The 15184-nt window shown below is 72.2% G+C and carries 11 protein-coding genes and 1 pseudogene; 7 read left to right on the forward strand and 5 right to left on the reverse strand.

The features are described 5' to 3' along the window. A pseudogene (locus AB0I32_RS07130) lies at positions 1–93 on the forward strand (uracil phosphoribosyltransferase); the annotation flags it as partial. Positions 94–155: 62 nt separating this feature from the next. Here AB0I32_RS07130 and AB0I32_RS07135 read toward each other — a convergent pair. Both AB0I32_RS07135 and AB0I32_RS07140 read right to left on the reverse strand, forming a co-directional pair. Then, on the reverse strand, positions 156–1088 hold the full coding sequence (locus AB0I32_RS07135) for an aldo/keto reductase (protein WP_357504299.1): 933 nt from the start codon (positions 1086–1088) through the stop codon (positions 156–158). Positions 1089–1128: 40 nt separating this feature from the next. Continuing rightward, positions 1129–1989, reverse strand: a complete 861-nt coding sequence (locus AB0I32_RS07140) for an aldo/keto reductase (RefSeq protein WP_357504300.1) — start codon at positions 1987–1989, stop codon at positions 1129–1131. Positions 1990–2107: 118 nt separating this feature from the next. On the opposite strand from AB0I32_RS07140, the gene AB0I32_RS07145 reads away from it, so the two are divergent. Together AB0I32_RS07145 and AB0I32_RS07150 are read left to right on the forward strand one after the other, a co-directional pair. Continuing rightward, positions 2108–2986 carry a LysR family transcriptional regulator gene (locus AB0I32_RS07145; protein ID WP_357504302.1) on the forward strand — a complete coding sequence of 293 codons (879 nt, stop codon included), beginning with the start codon at positions 2108–2110 and terminating at the stop codon, positions 2984–2986. Positions 2987–3093: 107 nt separating this feature from the next. Further along, on the forward strand, positions 3094–4545 hold the full coding sequence (locus AB0I32_RS07150) for a hypothetical protein (RefSeq protein WP_357504304.1): 1452 nt from the start codon (positions 3094–3096) through the stop codon (positions 4543–4545). Between the two features lie 88 nt (positions 4546–4633). Here AB0I32_RS07150 and AB0I32_RS07155 read toward each other — a convergent pair whose 3' ends face one another. Further along, entirely contained in the window at positions 4634–5239 is a 606-nt protein-coding gene (locus tag AB0I32_RS07155) for a TetR family transcriptional regulator (protein WP_357504306.1), read from the reverse strand. 103 nt (positions 5240–5342) lie between these two features. Between AB0I32_RS07155 and AB0I32_RS07160 the strand changes: the two genes are divergently transcribed. Next, positions 5343–6041 carry a DUF998 domain-containing protein gene (locus tag AB0I32_RS07160; RefSeq protein WP_357504308.1) on the forward strand — a complete coding sequence of 233 codons (699 nt, stop codon included), beginning with the start codon at positions 5343–5345 and terminating at the stop codon, positions 6039–6041. Between the two features lie 69 nt (positions 6042–6110). Here AB0I32_RS07160 and AB0I32_RS07165 read toward each other — a convergent pair whose 3' ends face one another. Together AB0I32_RS07165 and AB0I32_RS07170 are read right to left on the reverse strand one after the other, a co-directional pair. Then, complete coding sequence (locus AB0I32_RS07165) at positions 6111–8201, reverse strand: NPCBM/NEW2 domain-containing protein (protein WP_357504310.1); 2091 nt, start codon at positions 8199–8201, stop codon at positions 6111–6113. 128 nt (positions 8202–8329) lie between these two features. After that, positions 8330–9217, reverse strand: coding sequence for an AraC family transcriptional regulator (locus AB0I32_RS07170; RefSeq protein ID WP_357504312.1), 888 nt, complete (start codon positions 9215–9217; stop codon positions 8330–8332). A 129-nt stretch (positions 9218–9346) separates the two neighbouring features. On the opposite strand from AB0I32_RS07170, the gene AB0I32_RS07175 reads away from it, so the two are divergent. Genes AB0I32_RS07175 through AB0I32_RS07185 form a run of 3 tightly spaced genes read left to right on the forward strand, consistent with a single transcriptional unit; the run spans position 9347 to position 15183 of the window. After that, positions 9347–12886 (forward strand): DUF5107 domain-containing protein, encoded by a 3540-nt coding sequence (locus AB0I32_RS07175; RefSeq protein ID WP_357504314.1) that lies wholly within the window; start codon positions 9347–9349, stop codon positions 12884–12886. A 57-nt stretch (positions 12887–12943) separates the two neighbouring features. After that, positions 12944–14245, forward strand: coding sequence for an ABC transporter substrate-binding protein (locus tag AB0I32_RS07180; protein WP_357504316.1), 1302 nt, complete (start codon positions 12944–12946; stop codon positions 14243–14245). Further along, positions 14242–15183 (forward strand): sugar ABC transporter permease, encoded by a 942-nt coding sequence (locus tag AB0I32_RS07185; protein ID WP_357504318.1) that lies wholly within the window; start codon positions 14242–14244, stop codon positions 15181–15183. The genes AB0I32_RS07180 and AB0I32_RS07185 overlap by 4 nt, the downstream gene beginning before the upstream one ends. Position 15184 lies beyond the last annotated feature (1 nt).

Raw genomic sequence — 15184 nt, forward strand, 5'->3', positions numbered from 1 at the left:
CGCCTGCTCCCGACGGCGGAGGTCGGGTTCCTCGGACTCGTGCGCGACGAGGAGACGTTCAAGGCCGTCACGTACGCGAACCGCCTGCCCGACCGCAGTCCTGCACTCACCTCGGGGGCCGGTCCTGCCGGTCCCGACAGCCGCGGCTTCCGGCGCTACGGCACGATGTGGCCGGCCGTGCGGAACAGCTCGTACCACTCGGCGCGCGTCAGCGGCACGTCGGACCCGAGGGCGGCGCCCGCCACGCGCTCCGGGCTGGTCGTCCCGAGCACCACCTGCATCTGCGCGGGGTGGCGCGTGATCCAGGCGGTCGCGATGGCGATGGCCGGCACGTCGTACTTCGCGGCGAGCCTGTCGATCACGGCGTTCAGCTCCGGGTACTCGGGCGATCCGAGGAAGACGCCGGTGAAGAACCCGGCCTGGAACGGCGACCAGGCCTGCACCGTGATGTCGTTCAGGCGGCAGTAGTCGAGGGTGCCGGAGTCGCGGCTGATCGACTGGTCCTGCGCCAGCATGTTCGCGGCCACGCCCTGCGCCACGAGCGGCGCGTGCGTCACCGAGAGCTGGAGCTGGTTCGCGACGATCGGCTGCGACACCGACTTGCGCAGCAGCTCGATCTGGCCCGGCGTGTGGTTGGAGACGCCGAACGAGCGCACCTTGCCCGACGCCGACAGGTCGTCGAACGCGCGCGCCACCTCGTCGGGCTCCACGAGGGCGTCCGGGCGGTGCAGCAGCAGGATGTCGATGTAGTCGGTGCCGAGCGCAGCCAGGGAGCCGTCGACCGACTCGATGATGTGCTCGTACGAGAAGTCGAAGTACGGGCCCTCGCCCACGATGCCGGCCTTGGTCTGGAGCACGATCTCCTCGCGCTCGGACGACGTCAGCTGCATCGCCTCCGCGAACCGCTTCTCGCAGCCGTGCAGGGTGGAGCCGTAGACGTCGGCGTGGTCGAAGAACGAGATGCCCGCGTCCCGGGCGGTCTTGACCAGGGTGCGCACCTCCTCGTCCGTCTTCTCCTGGATGCGCATGAGGCCGAGGACCACGTTCGGGACGGTGAGGTCAGTCCCGGGCAGGGTGAAGGTCTTCACGGGGATTTTCTCCTGTGGTGGGTGGGAGGTCGGGGGAGGTTCAGGCGGCGGAGAGCCGCGCTACCTCGTCGGCGGTCAGCTCGAGCTCTGCCGCCGCCGCGGAGTCGGTGATGCTGGCGGGCCGCGAGGCCCCGGGGATCGGCACGACGACGGGCGCGAGCGCGAGCTCCCAGGCCAGGACCACCTGATACGGGCTGACACCGTGGTCGGCGGCGACCTCGGCGAAGGCGGCGTGGCGCGTGGCGAGCTCACCGGCGTTGGAGATGCCGCCCAGCGGGCTCCACGGCAGGAACGCGATACCCAGCTCGGCGCACAGCTCGAGCTCGGGCTCCGACGAGCGGAACCGCGGCGAGAACTGGTTCTGGACCGAGACGAGGCGGCCGCCGAGGATGTCCTGCGCCTGCCGGATCTGGTCCGGGTTCGCGTTCGAGATGCCCGCCATCTCGATGACGCCGTCGTCGAGCAGGTCGCGGATCGCGCCCACCGAGTCGCCGTAGGGCACGTTCGGGTCGGGCCGGTGGAACTGGTACAGGCCGATGGCCTCGACCCCGAGCCGCTTGGCCGACGCCTTCACGGCCTCCTTGAGGTACTCGGGACGGCCGTCCTTGGTCCAGGAACCGTCGCCGGGACGCAGGTGCCCGCCCTTGGTCGCGACGAGGACGCCGGAGGTGTCGCCGCCGTAGGTGCGCAGGCCCTCGGCGATGAGCTCCTCGTTGTGCCCGACCTCGTCGGCGTGCAGGTGGTAGGCGTCGGCGGTGTCGATGAGGGTGACGCCCGCGTCGAGGGCGGCGTGGATCGTGGCGATCGAGCGGTCGCGGTCGGGCCGCCCCTCGATGGACATCGGCATGCCGCCGAGGCCGATCGCGGAGACGGCGCGGCCGCCGATGGTGCGGTGCTGCATGAGTTACTCCTCGTGTCGCAACGGGTTCGAACCTGAGACTAGGAAGCGATAACCTAGAAGTCCAACAACTCCCCATCATCATTCCTAGAACTGGTACTGCTTAATGGAACTGCGTCAGATGGAATACCTCGTCGCCCTCGCGGACGAGCGGCAGTTCACCCGCGCCGCCGAGGTCACCGGCGTCTCCCAGTCCGGGCTGTCCGCCGCGATCCGTAACCTCGAGGTCGAGCTGGGCACCAGGCTGTTCACGCGGACCACGCGCAAGGTAGAACCGACCGAGGCCGGCCTCGCGCTGCTGCCCTTCGCCCGTTCCATGCTCTCTTCCGCGACCGAGGCGCGCGACGCGGTGGTGCAGGTCTCCCGCGAGCTCGCCGGAACGCTGCGGGTCGGGGCCGAGCAGTGCCTCGGCTTCGTCGACGTCGGCTCCCTGCTCGAACGGTTCCACCGCCGCTACCCGCGGGTGGAGATCGCGTTCACCCAGGCGGGCTCGCACGAGCTGCTGGCCGGGGTGCGCGACGGCGACCTCGACGCCGCGTTCGTCGCGACGTCGGACCATGTGGGCGTCCTGCCGCGCGCCGTACTGGGCCGGGAGCCGGTGGTGCTCCTGTGCCCGCCGGAGCACCCGCTGGCGTCCCGTCCGGTGGTGGACCGGGCAGACCTCGGCGGCGAGACCTTCATCGACTTCCACCCCTCCTGGGCGATCCGCCGGATGAACGACGAGGCCCTCGCCGCGCGTGGCGTGCACCGCCTGGTGCGGTGCACCGTCAACGACGTGCACACGCTGCTCGACCTGGTCGACCGCGGGCTCGGCGTCGCGCTCGTGCCGCGGCACGTCGCGGCCAAGCCGCAGGCCGCCCGGCTGGCCGTGGTCCCGCTGGTGCCGGACGGCGGAGCGGACTGGGTCGTCTCGGTCGTCACCAACTCGGGGGAGCGCCAGGACTCGCCTGCCCCGCACCTGCTGGAGCTGCTCGACGAAGCCCCGGTGCCGGTCGGCTAGCGGCTTCTCGGAGATGTTCCGGGTACGGCGATGAGTACCCCGTCGGTCGATCGTCGAACTGTGCAGGAGGCGCGCAGCGAGCGTGCCGCTCACCGAGGAGCGACACCATGAAGCAGGTACGACCGGCGGCCCTGGCATCGGCCCTCGCCCTGATCGTGACGGCATCTGCCCTGCCGGCCGCCGCCGTGGAGGCGGTGCCCGGCGACGTCGTCGAGTACACCGGAACGATCGACGGCGCGGACTACCGGGCCGTCGTTCCCGACGACTGGAACGGCACCCTCGTGCTGTTCGCGCACGGCTACTTCCCCACCCAGTTCGCGGAGCTGGGGTTCGAGATCCCCGACCAGCTCGCCAACAACTCCCGCACCGAGGAATGGCTGACCAGCCAGGGCTACGCGCTCGCCGGCTCGATGTTCGGCAACGACGGGTTCGGCTACACGCTGCCCGCCGCCGTCGACCACCAGGAGGGGGTCCTGGACTGGTTCGCCGGCGAGATCGGCGAGCCGGACACGACGCTCACGAACGGTCAGTCCTTCGGCGGCGCGATCGCGGCCCTGCACGCGGAGGAGGACCCGCGCGTGGACGGCGTGCTCGGAACGTCCGCGGGATTCGACCCGCTCGGAGGCTGGGACGCCGCGCTCGACGTGCAGTACGCGGCGATGACCCTCCTGTTCGACGACCTGGTGGACGCGAACGGCAACCCGGTCGAGATCGTGAACCCGACCGACCCGGAGGCTTCGCAGGCTGCCCTGACCGGTGCCGCGTACGAGGCGCTGGGCGACGCCGAGGAGTTCGACCCCGAGGCGAATGCCCGCCTGGCGCTCGCTGGATCGCTGGTCCAGGTCCCGGCCTGGTTCGACTTCGCGACCCCGCGCCCGGAGGACCCGCTGGAAGCCGCCCACGCGCTGAGCGAATGGGTGGTGAACGCCTACCTCAACGGGCACGGCCCCGTGGACCGGGCGCACATCGCGGAGGTGTTCGGGGGGAACCCGTCCACGAACGCCGACGTCGACTACCACGAGCTGTTCCGCCGGTCCGCGGAACGCCGGACCGTGGAAGCGGCGTACGAGGCCGCGGGTCTCGGCAAGGCCCAGCTCCGCGCGGATCTCGACGCCCTCGCCGCCGGGACGCGGTACGACGCCGATCCCGCCGCGCGGGCGCGGATGGCCGAGCACACCTCTCCGGGCGATCTGGACGTCCCGATCCTGACGGTGCACGCTACCGGCGACGGTGGCGCTCCGGCGGCCGACGTCCGGTCCTACACCGACCATGTCCGCGCCGAGTGCGGCGACATCCGCAACCTCTGGGTCGCGCGCGGCGGGCACCCGACGGTGACCGCGGCAGAGGAGATCGTCGCGATTCAGGCGCTCGAGCACCGCGTGCGGACCGGCGTCTGGCCGCCGCTCAACCCGCGCGCCACGGGGCGGTCTGCCGCCGCTCTGCCGGCGGAGACCCAGGTCGTGGCGACGTGGGACGAGAACTTCGAGACGATCTTCGTGGACACTGACGCGGCGTTCACCCGGTACGTTCCGCCTCGCGCACCCCGCGCGACGTACTGAGTGGTACGAGACGTTCCGCACGGTGATCCAGCCGTGCCGGACGATGTACTCCATCGTCGAGACGTCGAGACGTCGAGACGTCGTGAAGTCAGCGGTTCGCGGGCGCGGCCTGCCGCGCGTACTCGTCCCAGCCCTGGTCGAGGACCCGGAACCCCGTGCTGAGCATCGCGTCCGGGTCGGCGCTGTCCGAGGCGAGCAGCTGGATCTGGAGCGCGAACCGCACGTAGACCCGTACCTCCTCGCTCGGCTCCGGCTGCCCGAACTCCTCGGCGACGGCCGCCGCGAGCGCATCCTCGTGGCGGAGCCACATCCGGGACGCGTAGTTCACGAGCGACGGCGTCGACTCCATCAGCTTGAGAACGCGGGCCCCGTTCGGCCGCGACGTCATCTCGGCGAGCTCGGCACGGTAGTGGTCCTGGAGCGCCGTCGAGATGGACGTGCCGGCGGGCCTGTCGCGGATCGCGGAGACGAGTCGTTCGTGCTGCGCGGCCTCGTCGTCGAAGAGGAGTGCTTCCTTCTGCGGGAAGTGCGCGAACACGGTCGTCGGGGACACGTCGGCCCTGTCGGCGATCTCCCGCACGCTCACGTCGTCGAAGCCGCGAGCCAGGAAGAGCGTGGTCGCCGCGTCGACGATCGTCTTGCGCGTGGCTGCCTTCTTGCGCTCCCGACGTCCCGGTGGGTCTGCGTTGGCCATGCCGACGACATTACTGTATCGGCCGCACAACTGGTTTGACACCAAAACTGGTATCGATACAGTTATGGAGTCGAATCAGTGAAACGAGCCAGGAGAAGAACCCTTGAACCCTGCAGAGCCGGAGACGCTCGCCCCCGAGGCGCATCGGACCGTGCAACGCCGTGCCGCGGGCGCAGTGCTCATCACAGCGACGGTGATCTTCTTCCTCGCCGAGTTCATCTCCGCCGCGGCGTGGACGGATCCGCCCTACAGCTACACGTACCACTACATCAGCAACCTCGGGGTCCGCGGCCCCTCGGAGGCGCTCGGGCAGTTCATGAACTCGCCGCTCGCCTGGGTCATGAACACCGGCTTCTTCCTCTTCGGGATCGCGGCGCTCGCCGGCGTCGCCCTGCTCCGGGGCCTGCGCGGCTGGCGCCGCTGGGTAGCGCTCGTGCCGGCGGCCGCTCTGGCCGCCGGCGGCGTGCTGCTGGCCTTCTTCCCCGGATCCGCCGAGGCGATCAAGAACGGCACCGACGCCTATCACGGGCTCGGCGCCATGGCGGCCATCGTCGGCGGCAACGTGCTCGCCATAGTGCTCGGGCGGATGCACCGGCTCATCGGCGTCCCCCGGAAGGCGGCGAGGGCCATGGTCCTGCTCGGTGTGTTCGGCCTGGTCTCGCTGGTCGGCTTCTTCGCCCTGGCAGGCTCCGGGGCCAACGTCCTGATCGGTCTGGTCGAACGCTGCGCGGTCTACCCGCTGCTGATCGCCCTGGTCTGCGCGGGCCTGCCGATCTGGACCCGCCGGACAAGCCCGTCCTGAGCGTTGAGTGCTGGGTATCTGTTGGCTCAGACGCTCCGAACCAACAGATACCCAGCACTCGACGACGGGTCAGCAGGTGGTTGTCAGGGAGAGCCAGTCGGCTCGGTCGTTGTAGCCGCCGTCGCCCGCGTCGCCTACGCGGAGGCTCAGGTCGCGGACGTTCGTGACGTCTACGTCGAACGGGATCTCCGCGCCCCGTGTCACGGTGCCGCTCGACCAGAGCGTCTCGCCGTCCCCGACGACCTCGAAGGTCGCCGTGCCGCCCTCCGGGCCGACGTTGTTCACGGCGTCGTCGATCCCGACGCCACCCGTGAGCCGGGTGCACGCACCGCCCAGGTAGTACCGGACGTGCGCCGGGCTGGCGACGCCGATCCCCGTCGGATGCACCGTTCCCGCCACCGTGAGCGGCGAGCCGCCGCCCACGCTCTGGTCCACGGCCGGCTCCATCCACCCGCTGCTCGCGCTCACCCACGGGTGCTGCGACAGCACGACGGCGCTCCCGCTGGGCGTGGCGGGCGCGACCGTCACGCGCGACGGCGGCGTCGTGCCCGCCGGGGCGCCGCCGTAGGCGACCGTCGCGGCGACGTCGTAGCTGCCCGTTCCGGTGCCCGGCGGAACGTCCACGGTGAAGGCGACAGAGGCCGAGTCACCGGGCCGCACCAGGCGCGGCGCCGGGCCGACGGGGCGGACCGTCCAGCCGGCCGGCGCGGTGAGCGAGACGGCCGGACGGCGCACGGCCGTGCCGCCGTCGTTGTGCAGGGTGACCTCGGTCGTGAGCCGGTCGCCGGCCGCTGCCAGCAGGTCGGTGGTCGGCGCGACGACGTCGGACCCGACCGCCGTGAACGTCGGCGGGGCGGTGACCAGGCGCGGGACGCCGGCGGCCCGGGTGGGCGTGACGCGCAGCAGCGCGGCGCCGTGCGCCGGGACGGCGGCGCGGATCGTGCCGGCCGACTGCGTACGGGCATCCGTCCACGTGTCCAGGACGGAGAACGACCGGCCGCGCAGGCCCAGGTCGCGGGCGGTCGTCGACACCTCGGCAGGCCGGTCGCCGCGGTTCAGCAGCGCGACGGCGACCGAGCCGTCCGCCAGCGGCTTGGCCCACGTCTCGGTGGTCCCCGCCGCGCCGACCCGGGTGCCCTGGATGCCCAGCGGGTCCTGGTCGATGGCCAGCACGTCGTCGTCGAGCAGGATGTCCATCGACTCCTGCTGGAGCGTGCGCGGGTCGCTGGAGATGATCAGGGGCGCCGCCGCGATGGTCCAGAGCGACATCTGGGTGCGGAACTCCTCGGTGGTCATACCGAGCTCCGGGCCCAGGTAGTCCGGGTCGCTGAAGTGCCCGGGGCCGGCGACCTCGGGGTGCCGCGCGTTGGCGTCGAAGTTGCGCAGCACGTCCTTGAACTGGATCTGCCCCACGAACCCGACGTCCGTGTAGGTGCGCCAGGACTCCGCGATATCGGGCGCGTAGGTCCAGGACCAGGTGGACTGCTGCTCCTCGGGGTAGTCGCCCCAGTCCGGGGAGGTGACCGGGTTGCAGAGGTTGAAGATCATCGACCGCCCGGAGCTGTTGTTCCGCAGCGCCTCGGCGAAGGCGGTGAACGCCTCCTGCGGGTCCAGGTCCGCGGTGATGCCGCACAGGAAGTCGACCTTGACGGCGTCGTACCCCCACTGCGCGAAGGTGTCGGCGTCGGTCTGGTAGTGGCCGCCGCTGCCGAGGCCGCAGGTCCCGGGGATGTACGGACCGGCGTCGGTGTAGATGCCGGCGCGCAGGCCGCGGTCGTGGATGGCGTCGGCCAGCGCCGCCATGCCGTCGGGGAACCGCTCGGGATCGCCCTGCAGGCGGCCGTCGGCGCCGCGGGGGACGTCGGCCTGCCAGCCGCCGTCGAGCCACACGATGTCGTAGCCTGCCTCGGCCAGGCCGGACGAGACCAGGAAGTCGGCCACGTCCAGCACCTCGTCGGCGCCGAAGTCGCCGCCGAGGCCGTAGTAGGTGTTCCAGCCCTGGTAGGGCGTGGGGCTCGGGCTGGACGGCGGTTGGCCGACGGCGGGGGCGTCCGGCCGCTCCGGGGCTGCCGCGGCGCCGGCCGCGAGCCCCGTCGCAGCCAGCGCTGTCGTGAGCAGGGCGGCACTCGCTCTCGCCGCCCAGGTACGTACGGTGAACATCCAGGTCTCCTGACGTCGTCGTCGGTTCGGCGGTGCGCCGAAGGAGGAACCCGCTCAGCAAAGCGCGCGCCGGGGCCGGGACGGAATGCAGGGGCCGACGGATCTACCTGGACGATCCGATGCGGGGTTCAGCGCTCGCGGTCGTGGAGGCCGCGGCGGAAGTCCGTCGGGCTGCAGGAATGGACGCTGCGGAACTGGCGCGAGAAGTAGAACGGGTCGGGGTAGCCGACGGAGCGCGCGATGTCGGAGACCGGCAGCTGGGTGGTGATCAGCAGCTCGCACGCCCGCGCCATCCGCAGCCGCTTGGCGTACTCGACCACGCCTCCGCCCGTCGCCGCCCGGAACCGGGCCGAGAAGTGCGACGTGCTCAGGCCGAACCGGCGGGCGAGCGCGGCCACGTCGACGACGGTGTCCAGGTGGGTGCGCAGGTACTCCTGTGCGGCGCGGACGGGCTCGCCCCGGAGCGGGCTGCCCGCGGCGGCGTCGGCCCCGATCTGGGCGAGCACCGACCAGCCGGCCCCCGCGCAGCGCAGCAGGCTGGGGTAGGTCTCGTCGGTCTCCAGCGCCTGGACCACGCGTTCGAGGTCGGCGACGACGCGGACCAGGTCGTGCACCTCGACCACCGCGACGTCGTCCGGCCCGGCGTGCGCGGTGAGGTCCCGCTCGAACTCGTCGGCGTCGGGCCCACGGGCGTGCATCCACCAGATCGTCCATGGGTCGTCGTCGTCCGCCCAGTACTCGTGGGCCACACCGGCCGGGATGACCAGGGCCTCCGCCGCCGAGATCCGGTGCAGGCCGCCGGGGGTGCGGCACCAGCCGCGCCCGGCGGAGGAGACGATGACGATGGTCCCGATCGCGCCGTGCTTGCGGACCCGGCCGTGGTTGGCCGCATGCGGAAAGTAGCCCGCGTCCGTGACCAGCAGCCGCGATGTGGGGCCGGTTCCCGCCGCCGCGCGGACCACGGCGGTCGGCAGCACCCGTAGGCGCTGTCCGGGGAAGCCGTCGCGGATTCGCACTCCTGGAGCGTAGCCCCGCCGGCCCCGCGCCGTCAGCATGGGGGTGTCGGCACCGATCGTCGGATCATCCAGGCAAGTACGTCGATACGTCGCTTCCGGCGTCGGCCGGCGGTTCGTACCGTCGGTCACATGCTCGATGTGGAGTCAGCGCTTGAACTGCCCGACCTTCCCGACCGGCCCGACGACCTGGCCGGACGGGCCGCGGCCGCCTGGGAGGCGCCGCTCACCCTGACCACCTACGAACCCCTGCCGCCCGACAGGTTCCCCGCGTACCTGGACCGGCGGGTGTACCAGGGGTCGTCGGGGCGGGTGTACCCGCTCCCGTTCCACCACCAGATCGCCGACGAGCCGCACCAGCGGGCCTGGCGCGCCGTGCACCTCGAGAACGAGTGGCTGCGCGTGGTGGTGCTGCCGGAGCTCGGCGGGCGCATCCACGTGGCCCGGGAACGCCGCACCGGCCAGGACTTCTTCTGGACCAACCCCGTGATCAAGCCGGCGCTGGTCGGCCTGGCGGGCCCGTGGGTGGCCGGCGGCGTGGAGCTCAACTGGCCCCAGCACCACCGCCCGGCGACGTACCTGCCGGTGGACGTCGAGATCGAGGAGGAGCCCGACGGTGCCGTCGTCGTCTGGTGCTCCGACCACGACCCGTTCACGCGGATGAAGGGCATGCACGGGGTGCGGCTGCGCCCGGACAGCGCGGTGCTGGAGCTGACGGTGCGGCTCTACAACCGCACGGAGCTGCCGCAGTCGTTCCTGTGGTGGGCCAACGTCGCGGCCAAGGTGGACGACGACTACCAGTCCTTCTTCCCGCACGACGTCACGTACGTGGCCGACCACGCGCGGCGCGCGATCACCGGGTTCCCGCACGCCGACCGGCCCTACTACGGCGTCGACTACCCCGCCCGGGCGGGGGAGGTCCGCACCGCGGCCGACGCCGCCGAGCTCACCGGCGACCAGCTCGACTGGTACCGCAACATCCCGGTGCCGACGTCGTACATGTGCCTGGCCAGCGCCGAGGAGTTCTTCGGCGGGTACGACCACGCCGCCCGCCTCGGCTTCGTGCACGTCGCCGACCGCGCGCTCTCGCCCGGCAAGAAGCAGTGGACCTGGGGCAACGCCCCGTTCGGCCACGCCTGGGACGAGAACCTGGCCGACGACGGCTCCCACTACGTCGAGCTGATGGCCGGCGTGTTCACGGACAACCAGCCGGACTTCGCGCACCTCGCCCCCGGCGAGACCAAGGTGTTCTCCCAGTTCTGGTACCCGTTCCGCGAGGTCGGGCCGGTGGACCGCGCCACGCTCGACGCCGCGGTGCGTCTGGAGCGGCTGGCGACACGTTCGGGTACGACGGCGCGGACCGGCGTCGTCGTGCCGCGTCCCCTGACGGGGATCGAGGTGACGCTGTCGGACGGCGACCGCGTCCTGGCGACCGACGTCGTGGACGCCGACCCGGCGCATCCGGCGCAGCTCGCGCACGACCTGCTCGCGGGGACGGGGCCGCTCACGGTGACGGTCGTCCACGAGGGCCGGGTGCTGGTCACCTGGGACGAGCCCGCCACGCCGGCGGTCGAGCCTGTCGAGACCCCCGAGCCCGCTCCCGCCGAGGAGCCGCCCACGCCCGAGGAGGTCGGCAGCGTCGAGGAGCTGGCGCTGATCGCGGCGCACCTCGAGCTGTACCGGCACGCCACCCGCGCCCCGGAGCCGTACTGGCACGAGGCGCTGCGCCGGGACCCCGGGCAGACAGACAGCCTGGTCGGTCTCGCGCGGCGCGCCTACGTCGCGGGCAGGTTCGCGGAGGCCGCCGAGCACCTCGAACGCGCCGTCGGGCGCCTGACCAGGCTGCACCGCAGCCCCCGCGACACCACCGCCGTCTACCTGCTGGGCCTGGTGCGCGAGGAGCTCGGCGACGACGCGGCCGCCTACGAGGCCTACGCACAGGCCGCCTGGGCGCGGGCCTGGCGAGCCCCCGCCGGCTACCGGATGGCCCGGCTCGACGCGCGCGCGGGCCGCCACGAGCAAGCCCTCGCCCGGCTCGCCGACGTGCGCCGCACCGAGCCGGACCACCTGCAGGCGCTCGCGCTCGCCGTGGTGTGCCACCGCCGGGCGGGGCAGCAGGAGGCGGCTGCCTCCGTGCTGGCCGCGGCCCGCGCGCTCGACCCGCTCGACGCCTGGCTGCGGCACCTGGACGGGCTGTCCGCCAGCGGCGACGCGCAGACCCTCCTGGACGTCGCGATCGAGCTCGCCGGAGCAGGGGAGCACGACGCAGCGCTGGCCTGCCTGGCCGACGCCGAACGCCGCGAGGACCACCGGCCGGCGGGCCAGACCGCCGTCGGCCCGCTGCCGGCCTACCACCGCGCGCACGTGCTGCGGCTCGCGGGCCGCGCCACCGAAGCCGCAGCGGAGCGCGCTCGGGCCCGCACCCTTGACGCGACCTGGTGCTTTCCCGGCCGGCTCGCCGACGCGGCGGTGCTCCAGGAGGCGGCCGACGCCGAACCCGGCGACGCCGTCGCCCGGTCGCTGCTGGGGCACTGGACCTACGCCGCCGGACGCCGCGCGGACGCCCTTGCGCTGTGGCGCCAGGCCGTGGCGCTGGACCCGGACGACGCCGTCGCCTGGCGCAACATCGGTCTCGGCGCCGTCAACCACGAGCGGGACCTGACCGCTGCCCGCGACGCCTACGCCCGGGCCTGTGCCGCCGCGCCGGGTGACGCCCGCCTGCTCTACGAGCGCGACCAGCTGGCGGCGCTGACGGGCACCAGCCCCGCGGCCCGGCTCGACGCGCTGATGGCGTCGGATGACCATGCAGCTGCTGCCAGTCAGGGGTCGGATCTGGCAGCAGGTGCATGGTCGTCCGACGACGACAGCCCCGCAGCCCTCGACCGCGACGACCTCGCCGTCGAGACGCTGCACCTGATGATCACCGAAGGGCGGGCCGACCAGGCCGTGACGATCCTCGGCCGGCGCAGGCTCCACCCCTGGGAGGGCGGCGAGGGCCAGGCGCTGCTGGCCTGGGACCGCGCGCACACCCACCTCGCGCTGGACGCGCTCGCCGACGCCCGGGCACGGGACGCCGTCGAGCACGTGCGGGCGGCGCTCGCGCCGCCGCGCAACCTCGGCGAGGCGCGGCATCCGCTGGCCAGCACCGCGTACCTGCACCTGCTGCTGGGGGACGCGCTGGCGGACGCCGGGGACCCCGGCGACGCCGCCGACGCGTGGCGCACCGCCGCGGCGCAGCGCGGCGACTTCGTCGACATGAGCACGCAGGAGCACGGCGAGCAGACGTTCTGGACCGTGCTCGCCCTGCGCCGCACCGGGCAGCACGACGCGGCGGACGAGCTGACGGCGTCGCTGCGCGCCTACCGCGACCGGTACGCCGTCGAGGTGCCCCGCGTGGACTACTTCGCCACCTCGCTGCCCGACCTCCTGCTGTTCGAGGAGGACCCGCTGCGGGTGCGCGACCGGCGAGTGCTGTTCCTGGACGCACAGCTCGCCCTCCTGGCCGACGACACCGCGGCGGGCGAGGCCCTGCTCCGGCGGCCGGAGCTCGCAGCGTCCCGACATGCGGCCGACCTGCGGCACGGCGTGGCCCGCCGGGGCGCGGAGCTGCTGCACGGCCCCACACCGGCCGGACCGACTGCGGATGCGGACCTACCCGTTTCCGTGCACTGAATGCACTGCACTGAATTCACCAGTGCGCCAACGAGGGCGCACGAAGGAGGAACCACGATGTCCGAGCGAACCAGGATGTTCGAACTGACCCGCCGCCAGCTGCTCGCGGGCGGCATGACGCTGGGCGCCGCGAGCCTGCTGGCCGCGTGCGTGGGTACGACGTCGGGCGGTGGGGGCGGCGGCGGTGCGAGCACCGGCGTCGTGACCCTGCAGAACTCGATCCAGGACGCCGACCCGAAGGCCGCGCTGGAGGCGCTCGTCAAGGCCTACCCGGGCGGCGACGTCACCATGAACTCGGTGGCGACCGAGCAGTTCCGGGCGCAGCTGACCAACTACCTGCGGTCCGGCGACGCGCCCGAGGTGCTGAGCTGGTACGCCGGTTCCGTGGCCCGGTCCTACGCCGAGGAGGGGCTGCTGCTCGACGTCTCACCGCTGTGGGAGGGTGACGGCCCGTGCGCCGGGTACTCCGACGCGCTGCGCGGCCTCTCGTCGGGTGCCGACGGCAAGCAGATCTTCGTGCCCACCAACTACTACTGGTGGAGCGTGTTCTACAAGAAGTCGTCGTTCGAGAAGTGGGGCGTGGAGCCGCCGACGTCGTGGGACGAGTTCCACGCGCTGTGCGAGAACCTCCGGGGCCAGGGGATCAACCCGCTGACCAACGGCCTGGCGTCCACGCCGTGGATGGCTTCGGGGTGGTTCGACTACCTGAACCTGCGGGTCAACGGCGCCCAGTACCACCGGGAGCTGCTGGCCGGCGAGCACGCGTTCAACGACCCCGAGGTCGTCGCCGTCATGGAGGAGTACAAGCGGCTCATCCCGTACTTCGACAAGAACATGGTGTCGTACTCGGCGCAGGAGGCCGCGACGCCGATGGCCCAGGACAAGTCGGCGATGTACCTCGTCGGGGCGTTCGTCACCTCGTACTTCCCCGAGGACCAGCAGGACGACCTCGACTTCTTCTCGGTCCCGGTGATCAACGACTCGGTGCCCACCGCCGAGGAGGCGCCGACCGACGGGTTCTTCGCGGCCGCCAAGAGCGACAACCACCAGGGCGCGCTCGACCTGCTGAGCTACCTCGCCTCCGCTCAGTCGCAGCAGCAGTTCATCGAGCAGTCCGGCTCCGCGAACCTGCCGACGTCGCCCGACGTCGACACCTCCGCCTTCAGCCCGCTCGTACAGAAGGGCATCGAGCTGCTGAGCAGCACCGAGGAGATCACGCAGTTCTTCAACCGCGACTCCTCCGACGCCCTCCAGGCCACCGCCGACACCGCCCTGACCAAGTTCCTCGCCGAGCCCGACTCGATGAAGAGCATCCTGGACGAGTGGCAGACGGCGGCCGAGGGGGTCTTCGCGTCGTGAGCACCCAGACCTCTGTCGCCGCGACGCGGCAGCGCGACGGGGCCGGGAGCGGCAGGCCCCGCCGTCGCTCCCGGCTCGCGCGCGTCCCGCTGCTGGTCTGGGTGTTCCTGCTCGTCCCGTTCGTGCTCGAGCTGTTCTGGGTGTTCTGGCCCGCCGCGAACTCGTTCTCGCTCGCCCTGACCCGGTGGGACGGGATCGGCCTGGCCGAACCCGTCGGCCTGCAGAACTTCCGCGACCTGGCGGACGACCCGATCTTCCTGACCGCCCTGCGGAACAACGTGATCTGGGTCCTCGGCTTCGGCGGCCTGTCGGTGGTGGGCGGGCTCGTCCTGGCCGTCACCCTGAACAAGCCGGGGCCCCTTGTCGGCCTGTACCGCAGCGCCATCTACCTGCCCATGGTCGTCTCGCTCGCCGTCAGCGGCCTGTTCTGGCGCGTCATGTACGCGCCCGAAGGGCCGATCAACGGCACGCTCGGCCTGCTCGGGCTGGAGCACCTGGAGCGCCAGTGGCTCGCCGACCCCGCCGTCGCCCTGTGGGCCGTGCTGATCGCGGCCGTGTGGCGCCAGGTCGGCTACATCATGGTGCTGTACCTGGCCGGCCTCAAGGGCACCGACCCGACGCTCGAGGAGGCCGCCGCCGTCGACGGCGCCAACGCCTGGCAGCGGTTCTGGCGCATCGTCATGCCGCAGCTGCGCGGCGTGAACACCGTCGTCTTCGCCGTGACCGTCATCGACTCGCTGCGCACCTTCGACATCGTCTGGGCCATGACGCGCGGTGGCCCGTACAACGAGACCCAGCTGCTGAGCACCTACATGTTCCAGCAGGCGTTCACCACGGGGAACCTCGGCTATGCCTCGGCCATCGCGGTGGTCATCTTCGCCCTGGCGATCGGCTTCATCATCACCTATCTCGCCCGCCAGGCCCGGACGGAGGACTGAC

Origin of the sequence: Promicromonospora sp. NPDC050249, from assembly GCF_040656015.1 — a bacterium.
Taxonomy (GTDB): domain Bacteria; phylum Actinomycetota; class Actinomycetes; order Actinomycetales; family Cellulomonadaceae; genus Promicromonospora.